Raw genomic sequence first — 24,797 nt, 5'->3', positions numbered from 1 at the left:
ATGGCTAATACTCATTGGTTTAACTTTTTTCGATGAAAAATCACTTCCAATACATACTCGTGTTGGCTGTACTACTCAGCCAATTGGGCGCGGCATTTGCCCAAACGCCTGCTGATGACCTGATGATGAAAAAGCGGGAAATCTGTTTGGCAGCCTCTTATGAAACTGGCTCCTGGGATCAATACTGGGAAGGTACCCGCCTGCGCGAAAATGGCAACATTGGCACTTTTTCCAGGGAGATCATCATGCCGATGTTTGCTTACGGCATTACCGACAAAATCAATCTACTTGCCGGGGTACCCTACATCTCTACGGATGCAACGGGTGGCCAGTTGGTAGGTGCCAAAGGTTTGCAAGACCTGGGCATTGCCGTCAAGGCAGAATTGTTCAACCGCCAGGTGGGCCCGGGCAAGATTTCCTTCTTGACTACTGCTGGTTTTTCTTTTCCGGTATCCAATTATTTGTCGGATTACATGCCCTTTAGCATTGGCCTCAAAACCAGAGAGGTCACCTTGCGTGGTATCCTGCAGTATCGCTTTGATAATGGCATTTATGCTCGTGGCGCCTTTGCCCACCTTTGGCGGGGACAAAGCAAGGTCGAGCGGGATTATTACTACAACAATGGTAGCTACTATTCCGAGTGGATGGATGTGCCCAATGCCCTGAATTACCATGGTGCTGTGGGAGTCTGGCTATTCAACAACTCCTTGAAACTGGAGGCCAATTACATGGCGGTTCATTGCCTTACGGGCGATGACATTCGGATTTACAATGCGCCACAGCCGACCAACAAAATGTCGTTTGACCAGGTGGGTTTCTTTGGCCAGTACTATTTCCAAGGCATCAAGGCCATCCAGGGTTTGGGTATCCTGGCTTATTATTCCCAAATCATCGATGGCCGCAACATGGGTAAATTCCAAAACATGGGTGCCGGAGTAACCTATCAGTTTAAACTCTAAAATTGCCAATTCGCCATGAAAAATAAATGGATACGTATCATTTTGACCTTCGGTCTGGTTTACGCCTTTTCTTGTGAAAAAGATTTGCTGACCCACGCCGATTATGCTGATTACACTTTTGCCAGCCTGGATGAAAAAGGAGGTTCCTGGAAACCAATCCTTCTAAGCGGGGGCAACCAAATTTCCATTCCCACTCCTAAGGACGTCACTTCCGACGACTATAAAAATGAATTGGCTGCCCTAAAAACGGCAATGGCCAATTTAACCAGCGACCAAAAGAAAGCGATCGAATATTGGACCAATAATCCGGTCTTGCGCTGGAACGAGATTGCACTCGAATTGGCCGCCAAGTACAACATCATTCCCCAACCCAATGCAGATGGGACCTATACTTTGCCGGATCCTGCCAATCCAAGCAAATACCCGCAGTTTCCTTTTGCCCATCCACCGTACACCTCACGGGCCTTGGCCTATTTGAGTGTGGCACAATTTGATGGTTTGATCAGCGCCTGGTACTACAAGTATACCTTCAATCGCAAAGCGCCATCAGACGTTGACAACAGCATTGTACCCGCCTACGCAAAAACATCGCTGCCTGCTTATCCAGCCGACGCAGCGGTGGTTGCAACGGCCTCACGGGATATCCTGACGGCAATGTTCCCGCTGGAAAAGGATTACCTGGCTGCTAAAGCTACGGAACACATGTCCAGCCTAACCTGGGCAGGTGTGAACGTAAAAAGCGACATCGACGCAGGTGCCACCATTGGGGTGGAAGTAGCCAAAGTAGCTATGGCGAGAGCGCGGACGGATGGCATGAGCAAGGCCCAAGCGCCCAGACCCATTTCGGATTCGATTAAAACCGCTGCTTTAAAACGTTTTGGCTGGCAATGGGACAATCAGGAAACCCCGGTACGCCCGGTTGGTTTGGCACCACTTTTTGGTAAGGTGAAAATGTGGAATGTACCGAATGTGGAATTGGTTCGCCCAGGACCGCCACCAGCGCCAGGTTCTGCGGAGTTTAATACCGCAGCCAAGGAATTACAGGATATTGCCAAAAAAATCACCCCGGAACAGCGCAAAATAGCCAACTGGTGGTCAGATGGTTTGGGCACTTATACCCCTCCAGGGCACTGGAATCGCTATGTCAAAGATTTATTGATCGAATACAAATTTAACCCACTACGCTCGGCCCGCACTTTTGCCTACCTGAACATGGCGGTTATGGACGCAGGTATCAGCTGTTGGGATGCGAAATATTACTACCATTATCCCCGGCCAATCCAGGCAATTCCAGGGTTCAAGACAATACTGGGTACTCCAAACTTTCCTGCCTACACTTCCGGGCACAGCACGTTTTCGGCTGCTGCCGCGGAAGTTGTAGCGTACGTTTTCCCCAACGAAGCCCAAAAAGCGAGAGATTGGGCAAATGAAGCTGCTGAGTCCCGGATTTTGGGAGGTATTCACTACCGCTTTGATGCGGAGGTGGGGATCACCCAAGGTAAAAACGTTGCACAATACAGCCTCAATAGAGCAAAACTAGACGGAGCTGAATAAGGGCCCCCTGTCTAAAATACTTGAAATGGTAGGGCAGAAGCTTGAATGTGCTTCTGCCCTTTTTTACTTTTAGCCAACTGCAATGGAGTATTTAAAAAGTTTCTTCGCATTTGTCACCCTGCTTGCCTAAACCCTTCTTGCAACTATTGCAGGCATTGTGTATCCTTACTTCAACAACAACACTAAACGATGACACGAAATCAACTCGTTCAATTGACGGTTATTAGCGTAATATGGGTGACAGCGGGTTTGTTGACCGCCTTGTACGAATATTTTTTTCTGGCCAATTATCCCGGAGTTTTAGAAACTGCCCCCATGGAGGAATTCAATTTGGGAAAAAATGCCATTGCGGCCATGGGCGGTTTGTTTGTAGGAAGCCTGCTTTTTGGATTGCTGGAACTGTTTTATTTTCAAAAAAAGATCACGCGAGAAAGATTTTGGGTAGCCATTCTTAAAAAGATTGCCATTTATTCGGTACTATTGTTTATGCTGCTTTTGAGCATTTCCTATGCCTTCAATAGTATCCTTTCAGGCCGAAGCATCGGCGATCCGCTGGCTTGGCAGGAGACTAGAAACTTTATCGGCTCGATTGCATTTTGGCATCCAGTTTCTCCGATTCTGCTGCTGGTGCTGCTTTCCTCTTTTTGGCTGCAATTGTCCGAACGCTTCGGGAGCAATGAACTGTGGATGATGTTCAGTGGGCGGTATTTTAACCCCAAGGAAGAACAACGGATTTTTATGTTTCTGGACCTCAATCATTCCACGACGATTGCCGAAAAGCTGGGCAACGAAAAATTCTACCGGTTTTTAAATGATTTTTTCCACGATATCGCTGCAGTCATTACCCAACACAAAGGTGAAGTGGTAGAGTATGTGGGCGACCAGGTGATCATCAGTTGGACCTTTCCCAGTGGTTCGTTTGAAACGCGCTGTCTGACCTGTTACCAGGATTTTGAAAAAGTGATCGAAACAAAAAAGACCACCTACCTCAGCCGTTATGGCGTTATCCCGCAATTTAAAGCAGCCGTCCACTGTGGGAAAGTGATCATCGGGGAGATGGGACAAATCAAAAAGTCTATCAAATTCTCGGGCGATGTGCTCAATACCACCTCGCGGGTCGAGAAGGAATGTGGCGCGCTTGGCGCTAAAATGGTCATCACAGATAAGCTGGTTGATATCCTGTCGAACCCACCATATTCACTGGAAAAAGTAAGCAACATTAGTCTGAAGGGCAAAGAAAAACCGATTGATTTGTACAAAGTGGGAGTATGAGCAGTTAAAAAAATATAACTATTTAGCGCCCATCCACCTGCGGTGGATTTCACATTCAATTTTTTTCACCACAAAGGCACAAAGGCACAAAGACACAACATTTTAGAGCTTAATGTCTTTGTGTCTTTGTGCCTTTGTGGTGAAAAATTCCGCCGCAGGCGGCTGCTAAATGGTTACAAAAAAATAAAAAAAAGTGGAACGGAACAAACTGCGTTTGACACATTGGGATGTAAGGTCTTTAATCAAAACATCTTTAACCTTGATAAAAACATCCCAATGAAAAAGTTAAGCTTCAACGCACTTTTCACTTTTGTAGCCTCTTTGGTCACAATTTTGGCATCCGCTCAAAACCCATTAGTGGTCAATCCTTCTGCGTTAACCGCTGCGGCCCCCAATCTGGTCATTACCAATATTGTTCCAGAAAAACCGGTGTACGTGCCAGGTGAAACGGTCAATTGCAAAGTAACCGTAAAAAACATCGGCTCTGCCAAAGCCATCGGCACCCTGGATGACCCCGCCAAAGGCTATATGGTTGACCTGGTTTTGTCAACCGATGCCAGTGCACCAATCGCCTTTGCAGTAGTACCTAACCCCTACGAATACCAGGAAGACATGCTGGTGATCGGCGGTCGCTACAGCAACACCAAAACTTTGGCTCCTGGTCAGGAAGACACCTACCTGGAAAGTTTCCCAATGCCCAAAGTAATTGCTAAACCTTGCCAATTGGGCTACGTGGCCATCGGTGCTATTGCCGACCCCGGTAAAAAAGTAGCTGAAACCAATGAAAATGACAATACCCGCTTTGTTCGGGTGAAACTGGATTGCAGTGGTTCAACTACCGCACCTCGCCCTGATCTCGTGATTACCTACATGGCCCTGGCCAATCCCGTAGGTGGCCCTGGTTTGCCTTTTTCTGACTTCAAAATTGAGGTAAAAAACATTGGTACTGGCCCTGCTGTTGGTACGGATACTGATCCTGCGAATGGCTATATGGTGGACATCATCACCTCGTCCAATACCGCTGCACCAATGGCCTATGCGCCGTTAGCTGTTGCTGGGCAGTTCCCCGAAGACAAACTGGTGATAGGTGGACGAATTTCCAACACTAAAACCCTGGCGCCAGGCGCTTCACAAATCTACTATGTGAATGACATGAAGCTACCGATGGTGGATTTGCACAACTACTGTGGAAGAAACTTTTACCTGGGAGGAATTGTAGATCCAGGTTTGAAAATCACTGAAATTCTGGAAACCAACAATCAGCGCTTTATTGAATTCAGAGTGGATTGTAAGATGTATACGGGCGGGAAGTAGAGATGAGAGATGAAAGATGAGAGATGCTACCGCAGCGTTTTTGACAATGACCTTGTCAAAGTCTCTGCGGTAGCATCTCTCATCTTTCATCTTTATTTAAGGTGTTTCCTGCCGCAAAGAATTAATCCATGCCGCCATTTTCAAAGCATCCGCCTTCGGTACCTGAGACATCGGTGCCATTTCGGTAGCGTATTCGGGCCAGTTTTTAGGCTCAGGTTTGTGAATCAATTCTACGATGCGCTCGTTGCTGTACTTGCGCTTGGCGATATCGATAAAAGAAGGGCCAACCTGCCGGGTGTTGGTGTTGTGGCAACCCAAACAAGTCCACTTGGCCAACAAGGGTTGTACCTTATCGTAAGTAGGTGCCTTGGCTTCTACCGTTTCTTTGCCCTTTTTGGCCTTGGGTACTTTAACTTTCACCTCTTCAAGCACCTTTTCTGGCGTGGCTTCCATTCTTTTGGTACTTACTTCTGCCATGCTCAATTTAGCTCCGTCTGGAATGTTGTTGAGGGTGTAGTAGGCAGTTGGGTGCAAAACGGGTAAACCATCACGCGAACGAATCCCATCCACCTTGATTTCGTGCAAGTAGTATTGTTTGATGTTGTCGATCACCAAACGCACTTTCAGACCATCTTCGGATACTTTCACCCCTTTGATGCCGAGCGGCGTATCGCTGATGGGCGGGCTGCCGTATACTGGGTGGTATTTGTAGATGAAGTTTTTGCCGGAATAGGAAGCGAGATTTTCGGCGCTGGCTTTGTCAACGGGCAAGGTGAACTCAATCTCAAATCCATCAGGCATCGCACGAACCGTTTTCATTTCCATCGGCACTTTACCTGTCCAGGCCAGGCGTTGCAAGCCAGAAGTGGCCGTTCCAGCTGAACCCCAACCGCGATTGGTTTCACCTACGTACAATGAACCATCGTGACCCCAGGTCATGCGCAGGATTCCCGATTGGAAGCCGCTGCGGAAATCAAAGGCCACCCCTTGGTATTCACCCTTCACTTTTTCCAGCACCACGCGCATCACGCGACTTTGGCCCTGGTCCCCTACAAAAACCTGACCGGCAAAAGGTCCAAATCCACCTTTGGTTTGATCGGGCAAAATTTCAGAATTGGAAATGCCCAAAATCCCGTGCGGCAACCAAACCGCAGGTAAGGTTACTTCCGGCAATTTACTTTTTACGGCAAAAAGGGTGTTTGGGTTGGTTTCGGTGGCGATGTTTTCGGGTTTTTCGTACCCGCCAGTTGAGTTTTTAACTTTTCGGGGATCGACCACCGCATTGAACTGATCAGCGGTCATTTTTACCGGAGAGTTGGCAATTTTATCGGTCCATACCAAACCAGCGGGGTGACCGGTGAAGGCGCCTTTTTTAACGTGCCAGATACCCCCGGAGCCCATGTAATCGCCCTGGTTGTCGTCGTAAAACAACTCACCATCGATCATGCCCAAACCGCAAGGGGAACGCATCCCGGTTGCCCAGGGCTCCATTTTGCCATCGGGGGTAATGCGCATGGTCCAGCCGCGGCCAAAGACCCGACTTTCACCCCGCCACCATTCCTGGTCACCAAATGCTACGTTGCCAGTGACAAACATGCTGCCATCGGGCGCAAATTTTGGTCCGTAAGAATACTCGTGATAGTGGCCGGAAACAGGCCAGGCGTATACGGTTTCGTACACATCGGCTACGTCGTCGCCATTGGTATCCATCAACTTGGTGAGTTCACCCCGTTGGGCGGCGTAGAGGGCATTGTCTTTGGAAGCAAGTCCCAATGGTTCGTGCAATCCGGAGGCGAAAAGTTTATAACGAGGCAAAGTCCCGTTGGTCATTTCCGGGTTTTCTACCAAGTATACATCTCCACGGCGGGTACAAAGGGCCAGGCGACCGTCTTGCAAAGTGGTTATCCCACCCACCTCCAGGAGCATTCCTTCGGTAGTGGGGAGGGTGATGATTTTGTAATAATCGTCTTCCGTAGGTGTTTTGGCCGGCGGAATTACGCTCCAGCTAAAACTGGTAAACAGCTGTATGATAAGCAGACCAGCTAAAAGTAAGCCGGTTTGGATAAAATATTTCATGTTGAGAAAGTTGAGGAGTTGAGGAGTTGAGAAGTTGAGGAGTGGGTCGCACGCGGCAGCCTCAACTCCTCAACTTCTCAACTCCTCAACTAGATTACCAAATAATCGAAAACTTCGCAATGCCAGCTTTTACGGGCACAACCAATTCTTTTTTGCCATTAAAATCGCGAATCGACGCTTTCAGGTCACCACCAAGGACGATGTAGTACTTGCGGTCGTCAATGGCAAAAGAGCCGTCGGGCATGGCTGTGATGTCTTTGCCTTCGGCAATTTTGAGGTGTGCACCATCAGGAATAGCCCCGTTAAGCGCGATCTCCCGCACCAGGCTGTTTTGATCTACACTGGGGTAACAACGCTCCTCTACGTCGATCCCTTTATAGCTGTAGCGGAAAATTGGCCGACCGGTTGCTTCTTCGATGGCGTAACCCTTGGTTTTGAAGTCTGCTTCCTGATAAGTAGTGGGGAATGCATCGCTTCTACCCTGGATGATGCCCAGGCTCTGGCCAATAAAAGTGAACTGAGTAACCCCCAGCGGCCGGAAACTGCCGTCACCACGGTCATTCCACATCGGGGTGGCATCGATAAAATCACCCCGCCAAACACAGGCGACATTGCCAGCTTTCAGGTCGTAAATGTAATGCAGGCCACCAGGGTCACCTACTCCAATGGTATGGGTGAGGCGGCGGGCCCGGTCGCGCTCAAAATCGAGGAAAGCCCGAAGTAACCTGGTTTTGCTGCCCACAGCCACCTGGATGGGTGAAGTAGGATTGGGGTCTGGTGGATAAGAGCCAAAAGTGGTCAAAGTGGAACGTTGAATGGCCGAACCTTCAATGACCCAACCGAGGCGGGGAGGCATATAACCCGCGTCTTTGTAGTAATAAAGGGTAAAAGGATGCGCACCAGCCTTGAGTTGCACACTACTCTGCTTGGAGTCCCACCAACTATCCGGACGCTCGTTGAAGGCTACATTCTGGTTGTCGATTTGCAGTTTGTACCCCCCAGTCGTATTGAGCGACATCAGGTAATAGCCATCTTCAGGAACATTCAATACACCATCAAAACGAACCCCGGAAACATCTTCCAGATCCAGCACTTCAATCGTCACTGCGGGAAGTTTCCCGCTGGCTTTGGGGGTTTGAGCGTTCAGCTCTTCCGCATTTTTGAATTTGCCTTCGAAGTACTTGTAGCTGATGTCGCTGGTACTGGCCACTTTGGAGCCCAGGGAGCGGTACTTGATGTTGCGGAAAGCAACCGCACCGTGGTCGCCCTGGATGAAAATGGGGCCAAGGGGCACTTCTTTTTGATCGAGTGGGCCACCGGTTGGCAATGGAATTTCCAAATTCTGGTGCACCAAAACCCCATTGATGATTACGGAGTTCAAACGGGCATTTTCGATTTTATTGCCCTGGGCATCAAATCGGGGTGCCTGAAAGGAAATTTTCATGTTTTGCCACAAGCCAGGCGCTTTCGCTGCATTGGCCAGGGGTGCTTTGCCCATATAGATTTTGCCAGGGGCGCTTTCCCAGTTGCGGTAGATGCCGCCGAGGTCGCCATACTTGGGCGATTTTACGCCCCAGCTGTCGAACAGTTGCACCTCATAACGGCCTTGCAGGTAGATGCCCGAGTTGGAACCTTTGGGCATCATAAAGTCAAGTTCCAATTCCAGGTCGCCGTGTTCCCAGGCGGTAAGCACTTTGTAACCTTCGACGGTAGCCCAATCCTGTTTTTTGTTGGCCTGGTCCAGAATGTCGTGGTCCTTGTCGGATACATTGTTGAGCAGGATCCCTTTGCCAGGTGTAACTTTCATGCCGCCATTGCGATCCATCACCACATCGCCCACAATTTGCCAATTGCTGCCCGTGGTTTTGAAATTGCTCATGTCTTCGAGTGGGAGGGTTTTGAGTGGGAATTTTTGTGCCCAACCCGTCACAACACTCAGCATGGAAATAGCAAGTAGTAGTGTTTTAACAGACTTCATTGAATGTGTTTGTTGAAAAAAGTAAATATATCAATGGCCTCCGCCAGATACAAGCGTTTCTGTTTCAATTTTGCTTTGACTGTCTTTAATGAACAACCATAGAACGGCAGATATTGCCAGACTTAGGGCACAAATGATAAAAATGAGACCCTTGTCCTCGGCTGCACTGATGGCTTCACCCACCCCCAGGCTGGCGACCAACTGCGGTAAAACTACCGATAAATTGAACAAACCCATAAACATCCCCATCCGTGTTTGATCAATGGTTTGAGACATGATGGCAAAAGGTAAGCTTACCGTGGCTGCCCAACCAATCCCCACTACACCCATCAATACATAAATACTGAACACCGAATGTCCAAACAAAAATATACTCGCGTAGCCCAAGGCCATGATGGCAATACAAATCAGGTGGGTTTTTACCCGCCCAATTTTGCTGGTCAGTGGCTGCAACAAAATGGCGGGTAACACTGCCGCGATGGCATTAAAAATCAAAAAAGAGATGGAGACCACTTGCCCCATTTGGTCATCGCTCAGCCCCACTATTTTTTGTTGCACGTAGGCGAACATGTACACGAACATGGTTTGAATGCCCAGCCAAGTAAAGGAATGTGCAGCGAGGATTTTTTGAAAGTCGATCAAATGGGCGTATTTGGGGCCAAAGGCAGATTTTTTCAACAAAAAGATCAACAAAATGCTGCCAATAGTCAGTCCGACACAAATGCCTTGCAACAGGGAACTAACCGGTTGATCCAGAAGCCGGGCAATGATGCCAATCAATGCATACAGCAGATAACCCCATAAAGGACTGATGGCAACGACGATTTGTGAAAAAGAGGCTTTTTGTTGAGGAACATCGGCAGTATCGGCTTCAGCTTGTAAGGTCCGAGGTTCTTCGATAAAAAAAGGAGGGATCACTGAAATGAGCAAAACCAGGATGGCACCAAAATAAATCAGGGTATAATTGCCCCAAATGGCGCCGATTGCATAAGCAGCTACCCCAAAGGTACCTGAAATGGTTTGCATCCAGGTATAGCCCTTGGTACGAGCATCGCCCGCAGGCGTAACATCGGCAATGATCGAGCGGGTCGGGTTGAAGCTGATGTTGATCGCCAAATCGAGCGTGAGCGCCACGGTGATGGCTACGCCCAACAAGGCATCGGTGCCCATGGCTTTTGAAATGACGCCGATATTGGGCAATGCCAGCAGCATCAAGGCGGCCAATGCCCCCCCCACCAGGATAAAGGGCCTGCGACGGCCACCCCAAAACCAGACATTGTCGCTGATCAGGCCTACAATAACCTGTCCAAAAATACCGGCAATAGGCCCGGCTGCCCAAACCAGGCCAATGTCGTGAATGGCCAGGCCGTACTTGGTACTCAAGATCCAGCTTAAGGCGGAAATTTGAACCGACAAGGCAAAACCCATGGCCGTAGAGGGCAAACTGAGCAGGGCGTAAAAGGAAGGTGCTAATCTTTTTTGGATGGCTAACATGCGAGCTGATGTTTTGGTATTAGCGTAAAGATACTTATTTTTGGAGTGCCTTAATTGTTTACACATCCTTTCTCTTTATTCACTTTTTAAAGTTGTTTTATGTCAGAGAATGAACTGGCCAGATTGGCCATTGGGTGTGGTTTGAAGGTACACAAGGCCCTGGGGCCAGGATTGTTGGAAAATGCGTATCTGGAGTGCTTAGCTTATGAGGTGAAGCAATTGGGGCTCAAGGTGGAGAAGCAAAAGGCGATTCCCTTGATTTACAACGAGGTGAAACTTGAGGTAGGCTATCGGGCTGATTTAGTGGTCGAGGAAAAGTTGATCATAGAATTGAAGGCCGTTGAATCCCTGACCGATGTGCATTTGGCGCAACTGTTGACTTATTTGCGGTTGGCAGATTGTAATTTGGGGCTTTTGATGAATTTCAACACCTTGCTGTTTCGGGATGGGGTGCGACGCGTGATTTTGTGAAAGAGGAACACAATGTGTTTGGTAGTAGCAAAAGCAGCATTTTTTAGCACAAAGGACACAATGGAATGCACAAAGGACACAAAGTTAGATGTTGACAGAGGTCATATTTCTAAAGAATAATCCTTGTCTACGTCTAACTTTGTGTCCTCTGTGCTTTCCATTGTGTCCTTTGTGCCAATGAAATGTCGCTTTGGATAAAATTCTCCGTGTTCTCCCTCACCCCTTCGCCGCCAACAAAAACAACACCGCCATCCTTACCGCGACCCCATTCTCCACCTGTTGCAAAATGATCGAATGCTCAGAATCCGCCACATCACTCGTGATCTCCACCCCACGATTGATCGGCCCAGGGTGCATGATCACAATTTTTTTATCCAGGGAATCCAGCAACTGTCGATTGATACCGAAGTACTGCGAATACTCGCGCAGGGTAGGGAAATATTTGATGTTTTGGCGCTCCAGTTGGATGCGCAGCACGTTGGCCACATCGCACCATTGCAGGGTTTCGCGCACGTTGTAGCTTACGCCTACGCCCAGTTTGTGGATGAACTTGGGCATGAGGGTAGGGGGGCCACAAACCCGGACTTTAGCCCCCAATTTTTGCAGGCAAAAGATATTGCTCAAGGCTACCCTTGAGTGCAGGATGTCGCCGAAAATGGCCACGTTTTTGCCTTCCAGGTCACCCAATTGCTCCTGCATGGAGAAGGCGTCGAGCAGCGCCTGGGTGGGGTGCTCGTGGGTGCCGTCGCCAGCGTTGATGATGTTGGCATCGATGTGTTGGGCCAAAAACTGGCAGGCGCCGGGAGCGGGGTGGCGCATCACCACCATGTCCACTTTCATGGACAGGATGTTGTTCACCGTATCGAGCAGGGTTTCCCCTTTTTTGACCGAAGAAGAAGAAGCGGAGAAGTTGATGGTATCGGCCGAGAGGCGTTTTTCTGCCAACTCAAAGGAAACCCTGGTACGGGTCGAATCTTCAAAAAAGAGGTTGGCGATGGTGATGTCGCGCAGCGAAGGCACTTTTTTGATGGGGCGATTGATGACTTCCTTAAAATTGGTGGCGGTGTGAAAAATCAACCGAATGTCCTCGGTGCTGAGGTCTTTGATGCCCAGGAGGTGTTTGCTGCTTAGTTGTTGATTAGCCATCTTCCCGTGTTATTGTGCCGCTTTTTTGTCAGAAAATAAAAGAACCCGGTCTTCTCCGTGGGTATTGGCCCATTCCACTTTGACATAAGCCTGATCCACGGCGTCGACCTTGATGCCAGTGAAAGTAGAACGAATGGGCAATTCGCGGTTGAAACGCCGATCCACCAGGGTCAGCAATTCCACCTTATCAGGGCGGCCGTAATGGTTTAGGGCGGTCAGGGCCGCTTGCACCGTGCGTCCGGTGTACAAGACGTCGTCTACCAGGATCACGTTTTTTTTCTCCACCAAAAAATCAATGGAAGTCACACTGGCATGCATGGATGCTCCGGGGCGGCGAAAATCGTCGCGGTAGAAGGTGATGTCCAGTACCCCGTAATCGATGTGTGGAATATTGAGCTGGTCGATGAGGTGGCGGTAAATTCGCTCCGATAAGGCAACCCCGCGTGGCTGAATGCCAATGATACAGGTGTTGCTAAAATCATCAAATTCTTCAACCAATTGGTGGCAGAGCCGCTCAATGGTCAGCGAAAACCGTTCGGGCCCGATGATGATGCGTTGCTTTTCCATAGATGGGGCAAAGATAAAAAAATGCGTGGAGTAGGGAAATTGATTTTTCGGGGAGTTAAACTATTCCGGACTACGTTAGGTTCTATCCAAACATGAGCCATGTTGGATGGGGTTTACCAAATAATGAACGATGAAGCATATTCCAGTATCTGTCTTAGAATTAGCTGTGGTTTCAGAAGGGGACAATGCAGCTAAAGCCATCAGGAAAACGGTTGAAGTGGCTCAACATGCGGAATCGCTCGGGTACAAAAGAATCTGGCTGGCCGAGCATCACAATATGGAACACGTGGCCAGCTCGGCTACAGCGGTGTTGATTGGGCATATTGCCGGCGCCACCGCCGGGAAAATTCGAGTAGGTTCTGGTGGCATCATGCTGCCCAATCACAGCCCTTTGACGGTAGCTGAACAATTTGGAACCCTGGCAAGTATTTATCCGGGCAAAATTGATTTGGGACTGGGAAGAGCCCCGGGAACCGATCAGCAAACCGCCCTGGCCTTGCGCAGAAACAATGCCTATGTTGAGTATGATTTCCAGGCCGAGATCCTGCAACTGCAAAAATATTTCAGCCCCGACAACAAATTATCCAAAGTAAGGGCTTTCCCCGGGGAAGGGGTGGAGGTGCCGATCTGGATTTTGGGTTCCAGCACCGATAGTGCCTACCTTGCGGCTAGTATGGGCTTGCCGTATGCCTTTGCGGCCCATTTTGCACCAAGACTATTCAGGACGGCAATTGAGATTTACCGTAAGAATTTTCGCCCTTCTGCCCAACTGGAAGAACCTTATGTAATGGCTTGTGTCAATGTGCTGGCTGCTGACACGGATGAAGAAGCTGAGTTTTTGTCGACCAGCCTTTACCGAATGTTCCTGGGCATCATTACCAATGAGCGAAGACCATTGCAAGCCCCGGGACCCTTGCCCGATGTTTTTAGGAATCCAGATGTACAGCAGGCCATTCAAAGTATGATGTATTACACGTTTACAGGGAGCAAACAAACCCTACAAAGGAAATTATCGGCATTTGTGGAGGAAACAGGCATCGATGAATTGATGATTACCAGCCACATTTATGATAAAGCGGCAAAGCTTAAATCGTTTTCGATTGTCAGTGAGGTGATGACATCATCATCATTATTACCAACTAGTGTCAATCCCCCTAGCAACAATAGCGATGTGCAAGTTCTTTAAAAAAAGCCACTCCGCAGCTATCGTAATTTCATCATAGTCACTATGCTCGGCGTAAACACTATAACTTTTTGTCTTAGGGTAATAAGTGTAATGATCCGGCTTTTTTAAAGCATCCATAATGGCATTCACTACATTTTTATCCTTAAATAAGGCTGGAACAATCTTTTTTATCTCCGCATTAATGAACTTAACATAGTCAGCTTCACTCACCGTATTTAGATATTTTTCGGGAGCTTTTGAGGTCATTAATACACATCTAATCCCAAAATCTTCTGTCCGCATCCACGAAACCAGATTAAAGCTGTAGCCTTGTTTCAATACCCCAAGCCCAGTATTGTTCTTTTCTTGAAATTCATAAAAAGAAACAGATTGAGAGGGAGGTAAGGTGCTCAAATCGAAGTACTCCATTTTAAGTTCTTTTGGCCCTAGGGTATCTTCCTTTTCAAAGGTTGGAACAGTAGAGGACGTTGTTTGCTTTACAGGACTGGGAGGAGTACTTTTTTCTTTTTTAGAACTACAAAAACTGGTTAAGGTTGAGATTAAGATCAATGTTAATAGGTTGATTTTGTACATGATACAGTGTTTTGTTAAATCCTAATCCCTCAGATCTTCAATCCTATTTGAACCCGATTCAACAAGCCCGTAAATTGAATGACCAGCAAGGCAAAGAGTGTGGATTTGAGTAGCCCGACTGCCCCATCGGTCAATACCTCCGGCAAACTCCAGCCCAATAGCTCCACAATAGCATAAGCAAAATAAGGCATCAGGTAGCAGGTCAAAGTACTCGATCCCGCCGGAGCAATGACAGCTGCCCACTTGATAAACCCCTTCACATCCGCAATAAAATGCAGCAGCACAAAGGCCAGAATACTGATCCCGGCGCAGATGGCCGTCCAGGAAGGTGTGGCGCGAATTTTGGAGATGCCCCATTCGGGTCGGGTGGCGAAACCAAAAGCAATCAAAAGCAATGCAATTCCAATTAAGCTGGGAATCAGCCACTTCAATTGGTCTTTGGCTGCCAATTGAGTATAAATCACCGTGGTCAAAACCCCCAGCATCACACTGGCATGGGTGGACGCGCTGATCACCAATTGGAAATCAAACCCCAGCAGCCGAATAAATTCGTTGACATTGAGCAGAAACAACCCAATGCAGGCTACGGCCAACCACCATACTTTATTCCCAATCCACAAATACAGCAAAGCCACCAACAAATAGGCCCAGCCGATCAAACCCAAAATACCCCACCAATGGATCATCATCCAATGGCCCGACGCACCTTGGTAAATGGACGCCAAAAAGGCCAAAATGAGCCAGCCCAAAATTTTGAGGAAAATAGCAGGCACTACGCCAAAGACCATCGGGCTTCGGTAATTGTTCCAAATGAGCATAAAAGCCAGGGCCATCAAAATTTGCCAATACTCCTTGCGGATCAGCAATTGGGTAGCATCGATGTTTTCCAGATTGACCATGAATAGACCCATGACCAACAAAGCCAAGCTTCTGCTGAGGATGTGCAGCAGCACCGAAACCTTGGAGGCTCCTTTTTCCAACCTCGCCTTCAGCGCGTGGGGAATAGACAGTCCTACAATGAATAAAAAAGCAGGAAATACCACATCGGACAAACCCATTCCATCCTCCTCCGCGGCGGTATGCAGTAGCCAGCGGGGAACATTGGTCAAACTCCAAAGGTCGTTGACGAAAATCATCAGTAGCATGGTTACTGCCCGCAAGATGTCGATGGAGGGTAGGCGCTTGTTTTTCATGCTTAAAAATAAAAAAAATGGGGGAAATGGGTATGAATCATAGGGTTTTGGCTACTTGTATCCTAATGTGTTCACCCCATAGAGTTTGTCTTTCCGCAACATCAATGCCCCCCATACGCCTAGTCCTATGGTCAAAATTAGCACCAATACATCTCGATTAATCGTTCCAACCGACAGCTCCAGATTGCCCACAACCCCTTCCTGGATGGAATTCAAAGCAGCATGAGCCAGTGCTGCGGGAATAAAGCTTCGACAGCGTAAAGTTAGCCAACCCCAAAAAAAAGACAGCGCCACCAAACGGATTGGTGCCAGGATAAACGCCCCCAAAACCGGGTATTCTGGCTCGTTGTGTCCGGCTAAAAAAATCGGCAAATGCCAGAATGACCAGATTAATCCAGTCAGAAGGAGCGCTTTGTTCAAGCCCAGTTTTTCAATCAAGACATTTTGCAAAAAGCCTCGCCAGGCGAACTCTTCACCAGCAGCAACCACGCCATTTAAAAGCGCAAAAACCAATGCAGTGGCCAGTCCATTGCCTAAAAAAAACAACCAGCTTTGCGGTCCTTTTCCCAATACCCAGGGCCCGCCCAGTATTTCTACCCCCTGCCAAGAAAAATGAAACCAGGGATGTGTTCCCCAATTCAATTGTAAAACCATAAAAACTGTTCCAAAGGCAAGTACGCTGTGACTAACAATGCTCCAAAAAGACATGGACAGCAGATGGCGATTGGGTTTAAGCAACAAGTAGGACCTCCATTCAGGGTTGCGCCGCAAGAACAGAAGGGTAATTATGGTGGGGGTCAGCATGGTTCCCGCTAGCAACCACATTCTGGTATCCTCAAGCTTCAAAACTTTACTGGTATAAATGGTCAACAGCTGAATCGCCCAGCTTACAGCATAAAGTGTAAGTACGTAACGATTAATGGATTTGCTATTCATTGCGTTTTTTGCGCAAAAATGCACACCCGGAATCAATCAGTCGACCCATCTTGACAGATGAAACTACTAAACCATTGCTATGGCTTGTTTTTTTAAAAATAGGGAAGGCGACTCTTGGGTAACCTTTTTGAAATTTCGGTTGAATGATGCTTTGGAATTGAACCCGCTTTGATGGGCCAAAGCAAGAAGGGTATATTTTTGATTTTCGGGTAAGGCCACTAGGCGTTTGAACTCCTCCACCCTCAGCGCATTGATGTAATCATAAAAGTTGGCCCGAAGTTCATCATTGAGAACTTGGGAGAGGTAATTGGGATGGGTGTGTAGTTGTGCGGCCAGTTCGCTAAGGGTTAATTCCGGGTTTAAAAACGGTTTTTCTTGGGCCATGAGTTCCAACAATTGTTGCTGTAAAGCTTGAATGCCAAGGGAATTAAGCCCGGAATTGCTGTACTTTTTTTTGTCTTTTTGCGGCACTAAAGCTGGGGCCTGATCTTCCTCGGGATGCTCGCGATTGGTGAATACGCCGACTTTTTTGATGCCAAAGTAGCCGATCAGGATAACCAGACAACTCAGTGCACCAAAGATGTAAATTTCCACTTCTGTCAAGAGGACAATCAGCCATGCTCCAATCAATGTGTAAAAAATGATGTTGATCCAAGCCAATTGTTGCCGATCATGAGCAGATAGTGCTTGTTTCAAACCTGTCTTATAGGTGTTTAACTCCTTTTGGATGAGATAGGCATAAGCAGCAGTGCTCAGTGCCATGAAAGTGATCAGTAGCCTGGACAAGGTTACAAAAACAACCCCACGTCTGATTAAATCCATTTTATAACTTGTACTGGCCAAAAATAGTGGCATCAACAGTAAATAGATCAGGATGGGCAAAAAAAAGTGCATCAACAAAAGTTGGGTAGTCAATTTTTTAGGCTTGATCAGGGCCAAAACGTAGCAGTAAAACAGGGGATTGTGCAGAAAGGGCATTGGAACATCTAAAGCCAATAAGTGAGGATAGTCAAGCAAATCATGAGTAAAAGTGAAATAAAAAAAAGAGGTATGGCATCCCATAATCATCAACCAAATACCCAGTGTCAGATCAGCTGTGGAGCGGCCTCTTTTAAACAATGACAATAGGGCGAGAAAAAACGCTAAGAAAATGCCAATGCTATAGATCATCTGTTCTTTCTTCTTTTGTATAAATCCTCATGTTTGGACGTGTTTCGACCGTGGTCCGTGCCAGGAATTTGTCCAAAATTAATGTTTTTAAGGGTAGAATGAAAATTTAGGGTATTCGCATTACTGCGTAGCCTGCTGGTACAATTGTTCATCAGTCCCAGCCTCTTAAATTATCCATTGATCTCCCACTCAGTACCTACAACTTCACAAATCGCCAACTACACCATTTTCCCTCCACAAAACTCCTCAGTACATATACCCCAGCGGCTAAATGGCTCAGACTCATTTCATACTGATCCTGCCCTTTGTGGAAATGGGATAGTGGCAGCGCTTTGCCCTGTGCGTCAAAAAGTTGGCTTTGTTTGAATTCAGTGCCCCGGTGTTGAACGAAGACTTTATCTGTACTTGGATTGGGATACAAGGGGTATGCATCCGATGGATTTGGTTCACGTAATGCTGTTGTAATTCCAGTAAAAGAAAATAAATCAGAGGGGAGGGAAGAGCACGCACCATAAGTGACCTGTGTACTATAAAAACCCTCGCGTAGCACGGTCAGATATCGGCCAGACGCATTGTCGAGTAAAACCCCGTTGCGGTACCAACTGTGGATGGCCGCAGGATCGGCATTGCTACTGACCAGCACATTGCCGGCCCGTTGAATTTGTGGTTTAGTGGGTTTGGCTATGTAGCGAAGTTGAAACCGCTCTGAATATTCACTCACACAATGCTCTGCATTGGCAACATAGACACTGACTCCGAAATCGATGATTGAATTTAAGCTGAATTTAAGCTGATTGCCGGTACCTTGATTGGGCAAACTCCAGAAGTACTGTAGGTATCCAGGTGTGGCTTGCAATACAATGGTGTCCCCTGAACAAAAAACGTTGGATTGAGCATTTACCAATGAAACAATGGGTTGATCGGGAAAAAGTGCTTTCACCCGATTTATCCGAACACTATCCGACCAGGTACTCCAACAACCACCGATTGGCCGTACCCTTACCCGAAACGCTCCAACATCTTTTATTTTAATGCGGGCAGAAGTATCACCATTCGACCATTCGAATTGGTTTACTTGTATAAAAGTGGAGGTTCGCAATTCAATCTCTTGCCCGGTGCAGGCGTTGACCGGAAAGCTGACGTTAAGATTGTTAAGGATCGTCGCTGTTGGGCTGGGGTTTTGTAGCCAGATACCAACAGGCTCTGAAAATGCGGTTTGGCAACCTCGTTTATCGCTTGCTTTTACCCGATACGCTCCCGATTCTGTAATGCTCAATTCGTTTGCGTATTGGCCTCCCTGGTTTTCACGCTGCCAGAACAGCTCAATTGCAGGCTCCTGGGTTTTGAGCACATAGCCCAAATCTTGAGGGAGGCAGTAAACCCCATCCGTCTTTCCCGAAATAATAGGTTTGCTGATTTGAGGTACGCAGTCCCAATAAAATTCTACATTAAAAGTGGTAAAGACAAAACGTTTATCGCCACAGATTAAAAACCTTTTTGAGTTGAAATAGTTGGGGTAAACGGGAATCTGCCATTTCTCCAACTCTTGAAAGCTGCTTTTGCTGAGCTTGCGGATTTGTGTAGCATTAAAGCCAAAGGGTTCGAGTACATAAAAAAACGATGAATCTGCATCCCCCGCGATGGCACTACTGTGCGAAATGGCCAGTCTATCTTCCAGCTGCGGACCATTGATCCCAAGTGAAATGTACAAACCAGTGGTAGAAATAAAATGCTGCCCAGAAAAATAAAAACTACCACTTAGTATCCCTTTAAACCCGGAGTAAGTTTGCTCCCGAACGATGCCATTGTTTCGTATTTTCAGACGAATGATATGACCTTCGAAGGTAGAAATGACCCACAAAGTGCTGTCATTCTGAAAGCCCAGGCTCAATTCGGATCCCTCATTGGGGGATAATTTTGCCGATTGTACTTTTTTCTGGCCACGTTCAAAAACACAGAATTCATAACTATCCGGGCTTTGGGTAAGTAACATCACCGCTTCCGGTTGCTTCGGAATGGCATACAGCTCTTTTAACTGGGTTTCCTCCCCAAATGGTGCGGCAAAATTCTGGTCAATGGCTTGAATAGCCGGATTGAATCTTTTGATTCTGCGAGGCTGATCTGCTGCAAAAAAAAGGTATTTACGATCACTCGTAGCACACAAGAAACGAGGATCAAAGCCCACGTTTATTTCTTCTCGAACCGCACCCCAGGCGGGGTCAATTTTTAATAACTTGTTGGAATATTTATTGAGCGAACCATCGACCGCCGTTGCGTAAACCATTTGCTCGGCGGGAAGATAAACCCCACTTTCAAAATTAAAATACTCAATGCTACGTATACTTTGCCCTTGTAACATGCCGGCAAGACTCAGCAAAAGGGCAATGCACAATGAGGTGTTGTTCGCTTTTTTCATGTTAAACTATTTGGGATTATTCTTTAAAAAATTTGCTGGCAAGAGGATCGAAGTTACTCGACAACAAACTCAGGATATACATGCCTCGGGGCAGCGTGCTGACCTGAATTTTTCCATTGTTGTCCACATATCCAAGCTGATGAATTTTTCCTTCCAAGTCGCTGATGCGGTACAATCTGCCGCTTGAGTTTTGACCATCCAAAGTAATGTACATTTCCACCCCCACTGGATTGGGGCTTAAACGCAATCGCAGTGTATTGCGTTTGTTGGGGTTACCCTGAAAAAGCAGGTCGATTACTTCAAGGGTGTCCGAAACTGGAGAAAAACAACCCCGGGCATTGGTGATGACGGTGTATTTTCCGTTTGTTTCAATTTCCAAAAACTGTCCTTCATTTCCTGGTATCAATCTGCCATTTTTCGACCAGGCGTGATTTTCTCCAAAATTGTTGGTCGCCAGTAAATTGCCGAGTCGTTGAATTTTGGGCTTGCTGGGAACCGGATTGAACCGGACATTGACGGTGGCCGAAGTGTTGCTCAAACACCGCAAATCATTGCCAACCTGGAGGTACATACCAAGTGGGGTATTGGTGGAAAATACCGGTGTTCGGGTTTCTTGTCTCGACCAAACGTAATAGGTGTATCCACTTGGGGCTAGTAAATTGGCTTTTTCGCCCATACAAAAGTCAAAATTTCCTTTCTCTGTACGGATTACCGGAGTCTGCGGAATGGTGTCGGGCAATTGTTCGAGTTTGACATAAGGTGACCATAGCCCCGGGCAGCCGTTGCGGATAAAACTACGTACCCGATACTGTCCAGGCTCAGAGGTGCGCAGGGTGTCTTTTTTTACACCATTCGACCACTCAAAACCTTCTACGCTGCTTTGCCTGGCGATAAAAATTAGGGTTTGTTTTTTACAAAACTGCAAACTGATTTCTCCGTTAAAGTAATCAATTTGTGGTCCAGCATGTGGCTCTGGAAAACCAACATTGCACACTTCGGACCAATTGCTGAGGCAACCCGTGCTGTCGCCGGTTTTAAGCTGGATGGATTGCACCGTGGTCAGGTCCACGCCCGACGTAGTGGCACCATTTGACCAAAGGTATTCATAGGCCGGTGCTGCTGCGTGGAGGCTGAGGATAGGGGAAAGGCTTAAGCAGGCAAAGGCCTGCGTGCCCTCCTTAATGCGAGCGGGTTGGTTTTTCCCGCTACAGCGACGCACCAACAAGCCTGGAGTCCTACTTACATAAAAATCGTCTTCGGCCAACAATCGAACGGTGAAAAGATAGGTGCCTTGCATCAGGTCGGCTCCAATGATCCAGGAATCCAGACTTTGCCAGCTGCCTTTGGGGTATTTGTAAACAGTATCCCGATCAAAACCATCCACATAAATGTAATAGTAGGCCGAGGCAGGATGGGCATTGAGGCTGTAGCGATTGGCGAAATAAGGCCGCCCCTGCTTCAACACAATCAAGGAGTCCTCAACCAATTTCCATACATCGCCCATAGCGGAGTATAAGGTGTCATTTTGCCACAGCGTAGGCTGCCGATCGATGATTCTGGACTGAATCAAACGTTTTCCTGGGGTGATTTTTTCATTACTGAAGAGATACTCTTGCAAAAAACCTTCCTGGGTGGGTGCAAAAAATGTGCTGTCATTTTGAAACATCAAGTTTGTAAAATCCCGCGAAACATTGAATTCAAGCGTTTTGCCATTGAAATAGTGCAAGCCACTGCCATTGTTGTTGGACCAGGAGAAAAAGAACTTTTCATCATCAAAAGGCAGCAAACTAAGTTGCCCAAGATTGTGGACGCTATCAGGCAAAGTGACCAAGGTGCTAATCTGGTGATCGTCCAGGTTTAAACGTTGGATTTTGAGTGGAAAACTGGTGTAGAAATAAATATACCGTTCATTTTTGCTGAGCACCGTCTGCCGAGGTAGGGCATCTGTGGGGATCGTCTCTAATACCTTACCAAATTTAGGGTCTCGGATCTGAATCCGCCCAGGGCCCCCTTCCTCCTGCCCTAAAAAAGCATACATTAATTCACGTTTGCTCGAGTAACATACCCAGGGAGTGCGTATTTCACCCAGTTCACGGATGCTTTGACTATGCCCGTAATTCAGCCAACAACAAAAAAGCAGCAGGATTTGATATGCCTTCATGCCAAGCAGGTTTTAGTTTTACCATTTGATGAAACGGCCTACAAAACGTCGGTCTTCCGCCAATGCTTCCACGACATAGAGCCCAGGAGGAAGCGTAGCGACGGCGAGTCTATTGAGCTGTGGGTCACTTCTTAAGCCAGATAATTCCAGGATTTTTCGGCCATCTCCACTGAAAAGTTGCACCGTTAAGGCATAAACTGGCTCTGCTGCGAAATCAAGCCGGATGTAGTCATGAGCAGGATTAGGGTAGATTTTGAGCGTTTGAGTCGCAATTGGCTCATCAATTGAAACGGTTTTACCACTAATGGAAATCAGATTGGAAATGCGAGAGGAGCAACCATTATTAAAAACCTTGGCGGAATAAAAGCCACCTCCTTTCAGGTTCAGGGTCGAACCAGTTTCCCCATTGAGTTTATTTCCATTGACAAACCATTCGTGGGTTGCTGTTCCAACACTACTGACAATCAGGTTTCCTTCCTGGCGAATTACTGGTGGAAAAGGTTGTGGGTTAAATCGGATTTCAAGGGGCTCCGAGCGTTCACTCAAACAGCGCAGATCATTGCCTACGATCAAGGCGGCCATGCTCGAAGACTGGGTGCTGACTACCGCTTTGTTTTCACTGGATATGTTCCAATAGTAGTATTGATAACCTGTAGGGCCTTGGACGATTGCGGTATCTCCAACGCAATACACCTCTTTTCTGTTGAGTAAGGTGACTACAGGTTTCACAGGTAGGGAGTCTGGCCCGGGTAAAATGCTAAAAACGGGTGACCAATCACTTTCACAGCCTTGTTCGGAGATGAGTTTGACTTGATAATCACCTGTTTTGGCCACGATTTCCAAAGTACGCTCCCCACTGGACCAGCGCCATTGATTTCCGCCAAATCCATCTCCCGACAGTCTAATACTTTTCCCTTTACAAATGGTTTGAGGCGACTGACGCCCCAGTTCACTGTTGATTGACAGCACGTAGGGCTTTGGATGAAAAGTTACTTCGACCGGCTCCGAAAGCGCAGTTTGACAACCTCGGGTGTCCGACAGTTTTACACCATAAGCACCAGCCTGGGTAGCCGCAATCCGTGATGTTTTTTCGGCTGTTGTCCACACCACTTCAGAAGCATTGCCCAAGGCCGTTTGCAAAAATAAGGTGTCACTATCCGGGCAGCGGGCCAGCGCTCCACTTGCACTGATGCTGGGGCGGGACAACTCAGAAGTACAAGCCCAATAGATATGGGTAAATAAGTGGTTTTTTACCATAAAACGATCCGGCCCAGTAGCATAAAATTCAGAAACATAAGTATCGGGACTTTCTAGCGGAACGGGTACCGTCAACCTCTTTTCCAACTCCAGGGTGGATTTTTTAAACTTTAAATAAGCATGTTGATTTGGCCCCGCAAAAGATTCAAGGATGTAGAAAAATGGAGAAAAAGGATCGTCGTGGATTAGGGGCGCATATTCCGAAACGGGTAGCTTTTGCTCCAAAACCAGTGGCTCGGCCCTTGATACATCAATGATTCTACCTTTGGCAGAAATCAGTTTTCCGTCTAGGTAAATGTTTTCCTCCCTAAGGTACAAGGGTAGGTTTTCAAAAGTATTTTCGAGGAACAAACCATTGCTGCGCAATTTAATGCGGAAAATTTGCCCAAAACCATTCCAGGCAATGATGCTGCTGTCGTTGACAAAGGCTGCTTTGGTGTAATAGCCAGGGGAGGGGATGACTATTTTTTCGGGTTGAATGGAGTCATCCTTTAAAAATTGGATCCAGGATTCGGTGATAGAACTGGAGATTAACAACAAGGCCTTATTTTGTTGTGGCGCGGGCAAAATGAAAGTCGGCTGCAGGGCGCCCAAAGGCAATTCCCACTCTATTTTTTCCTCAGCCACCTTGAATAGTTTCAACCTCGAAGGCCCGGAAGTAGTGATGTACAAATACTGCTCATCATTAGTGGCGGTCACCAGCGTTGGGTTAAAACCAATTTTGAATACCTTTTCTACCTTGCCCCAGGCTGGATCAACTTTGATCAGTCGATTGGCGTATTGGGAAAAATTATCATCGGGTACAGCATTGTACAATTTACCTTGGGATGGCAGATATACGGCCTGTTCGATATTCAATTCTCCTGTTGAAATCTTGCGGATGGTTTGTCCCTGGAGCACTCCCAGCATGGACACGCTCAAACAGAGGCTTACAATGAATCGGCAGTAATTCATGGATTTTTTATAGTTGTAGCGTATTGAAAATATATAAAAAGCAAAATAATTGACTCCGGATAAGATGATGCATGTAGTTCTTAGCTGCAATGTTACAACATTACACAGTCTATGTCAAGC

At 47.2% G+C, this 24,797-nt stretch carries 18 protein-coding genes; 6 read left to right on the top strand and 12 right to left on the bottom strand.

The window, feature by feature from the left end; all coding sequences use genetic code 11:
• Positions 1 to 32 precede the first annotated feature (32 nt).
• The 4 genes from ACO08K_RS29560 (at position 33) to ACO08K_RS29545 (ending at position 5,099) form a co-directional block, all read left to right on the top strand.
• Entirely contained in the window at positions 33 to 959 is a 927-nt protein-coding gene (locus ACO08K_RS29560; RefSeq protein ID WP_421800110.1) for a transporter, read from the top strand.
• Between the two features lie 15 nt (positions 960 to 974).
• Positions 975 to 2,513, top strand: coding sequence for a phosphatase PAP2 family protein (locus tag ACO08K_RS29555; protein WP_421800109.1), 1,539 nt, complete (start codon positions 975 to 977; stop codon positions 2,511 to 2,513).
• 189 nt (positions 2,514 to 2,702) lie between these two features.
• Positions 2,703 to 3,785: an adenylate/guanylate cyclase domain-containing protein gene (locus tag ACO08K_RS29550; RefSeq protein ID WP_421800108.1), complete on the top strand. Its 1,083-nt coding sequence runs from the start codon at positions 2,703 to 2,705 to the stop codon at positions 3,783 to 3,785.
• Positions 3,786 to 4,061: 276 nt separating this feature from the next.
• Positions 4,062 to 5,099, top strand: coding sequence for a hypothetical protein (locus ACO08K_RS29545; protein WP_421800107.1), 1,038 nt, complete (start codon positions 4,062 to 4,064; stop codon positions 5,097 to 5,099).
• Between the two features lie 96 nt (positions 5,100 to 5,195).
• Here ACO08K_RS29545 and ACO08K_RS29540 read toward each other — a convergent pair whose 3' ends face one another.
• The 3 genes from ACO08K_RS29540 to ACO08K_RS29530 form a co-directional block, all read right to left on the bottom strand.
• Positions 5,196 to 7,175, bottom strand: coding sequence for a DUF7133 domain-containing protein (locus ACO08K_RS29540; protein WP_421800106.1), 1,980 nt, complete (start codon positions 7,173 to 7,175; stop codon positions 5,196 to 5,198).
• A gap of 94 nt (positions 7,176 to 7,269) precedes the next feature.
• A complete protein-coding gene (locus tag ACO08K_RS29535; RefSeq protein ID WP_421800105.1) occupies positions 7,270 to 9,153 on the bottom strand; it encodes a family 16 glycoside hydrolase in 1,884 nt (627 codons plus the stop codon).
• Between the two features lie 30 nt (positions 9,154 to 9,183).
• A complete protein-coding gene (locus tag ACO08K_RS29530) occupies positions 9,184 to 10,647 on the bottom strand; it encodes an MFS transporter (RefSeq protein WP_421800104.1) in 1,464 nt (487 codons plus the stop codon).
• 99 nt (positions 10,648 to 10,746) lie between these two features.
• On the opposite strand from ACO08K_RS29530, the gene ACO08K_RS29525 reads away from it, so the two are divergent.
• Positions 10,747 to 11,118, top strand: a complete 372-nt coding sequence (locus ACO08K_RS29525; RefSeq protein ID WP_421800103.1) for a GxxExxY protein — start codon at positions 10,747 to 10,749, stop codon at positions 11,116 to 11,118.
• A gap of 216 nt (positions 11,119 to 11,334) precedes the next feature.
• Here ACO08K_RS29525 and ACO08K_RS29520 read toward each other — a convergent pair whose 3' ends face one another.
• Both ACO08K_RS29520 and pyrR read right to left on the bottom strand, forming a co-directional pair.
• Complete coding sequence (locus ACO08K_RS29520) at positions 11,335 to 12,264, bottom strand: aspartate carbamoyltransferase catalytic subunit (RefSeq protein WP_421800102.1); 930 nt, start codon at positions 12,262 to 12,264, stop codon at positions 11,335 to 11,337.
• 9 nt (positions 12,265 to 12,273) lie between these two features.
• On the bottom strand, positions 12,274 to 12,831 hold the full coding sequence (pyrR, locus tag ACO08K_RS29515; protein WP_421800101.1) for a bifunctional pyr operon transcriptional regulator/uracil phosphoribosyltransferase PyrR: 558 nt from the start codon (positions 12,829 to 12,831) through the stop codon (positions 12,274 to 12,276).
• A 130-nt stretch (positions 12,832 to 12,961) separates the two neighbouring features.
• On the opposite strand from pyrR, the gene ACO08K_RS29510 reads away from it, so the two are divergent.
• The gene (locus ACO08K_RS29510; protein WP_421800100.1) at positions 12,962 to 14,017 is read left to right on the top strand and encodes an LLM class flavin-dependent oxidoreductase; all 1,056 of its coding nucleotides are present in this window, start codon (positions 12,962 to 12,964) and stop codon (positions 14,015 to 14,017) included.
• Here ACO08K_RS29510 and ACO08K_RS29505 read toward each other — a convergent pair.
• The 7 genes from ACO08K_RS29505 to ACO08K_RS29475 form a co-directional block, all read right to left on the bottom strand.
• Positions 13,964 to 14,590 carry a hypothetical protein gene (locus tag ACO08K_RS29505; protein WP_421800099.1) on the bottom strand — a complete coding sequence of 209 codons (627 nt, stop codon included), beginning with the start codon at positions 14,588 to 14,590 and terminating at the stop codon, positions 13,964 to 13,966. The two genes, ACO08K_RS29510 and ACO08K_RS29505, sit on opposite strands and share 54 nt — an antisense overlap.
• 29 nt (positions 14,591 to 14,619) lie before the next feature.
• The gene (locus ACO08K_RS29500) at positions 14,620 to 15,783 is read right to left on the bottom strand and encodes a DUF5009 domain-containing protein (protein WP_421800098.1); all 1,164 of its coding nucleotides are present in this window, start codon (positions 15,781 to 15,783) and stop codon (positions 14,620 to 14,622) included.
• A 51-nt stretch (positions 15,784 to 15,834) separates the two neighbouring features.
• Positions 15,835 to 16,719, bottom strand: a complete 885-nt coding sequence (locus ACO08K_RS29495) for a CPBP family intramembrane glutamic endopeptidase (protein ID WP_421800097.1) — start codon at positions 16,717 to 16,719, stop codon at positions 15,835 to 15,837.
• A 66-nt stretch (positions 16,720 to 16,785) separates the two neighbouring features.
• Positions 16,786 to 17,697 (bottom strand): helix-turn-helix domain-containing protein, encoded by a 912-nt coding sequence (locus tag ACO08K_RS29490; RefSeq protein ID WP_421800096.1) that lies wholly within the window; start codon positions 17,695 to 17,697, stop codon positions 16,786 to 16,788.
• Positions 17,698 to 18,085: 388 nt separating this feature from the next.
• A complete protein-coding gene (locus tag ACO08K_RS29485; RefSeq protein ID WP_421800095.1) occupies positions 18,086 to 20,305 on the bottom strand; it encodes a T9SS type A sorting domain-containing protein in 2,220 nt (739 codons plus the stop codon).
• Between the two features lie 16 nt (positions 20,306 to 20,321).
• Positions 20,322 to 22,466: a T9SS type A sorting domain-containing protein gene (locus ACO08K_RS29480; RefSeq protein ID WP_421800094.1), complete on the bottom strand. Its 2,145-nt coding sequence runs from the start codon at positions 22,464 to 22,466 to the stop codon at positions 20,322 to 20,324.
• Between the two features lie 18 nt (positions 22,467 to 22,484).
• Positions 22,485 to 24,677, bottom strand: a complete 2,193-nt coding sequence (locus ACO08K_RS29475) for a T9SS type A sorting domain-containing protein (RefSeq protein ID WP_421800093.1) — start codon at positions 24,675 to 24,677, stop codon at positions 22,485 to 22,487.
• Positions 24,678 to 24,797 lie beyond the last annotated feature (120 nt).

The organism is Haliscomenobacter sp., from assembly GCF_965225875.1.
Taxonomy (GTDB): Bacteria; Bacteroidota; Bacteroidia; order Chitinophagales; family Saprospiraceae; genus Haliscomenobacter.
The sequence above is the reverse complement of the archived record's forward strand: the minus strand, read 5'-3'. Positions and strand labels throughout refer to the sequence as shown.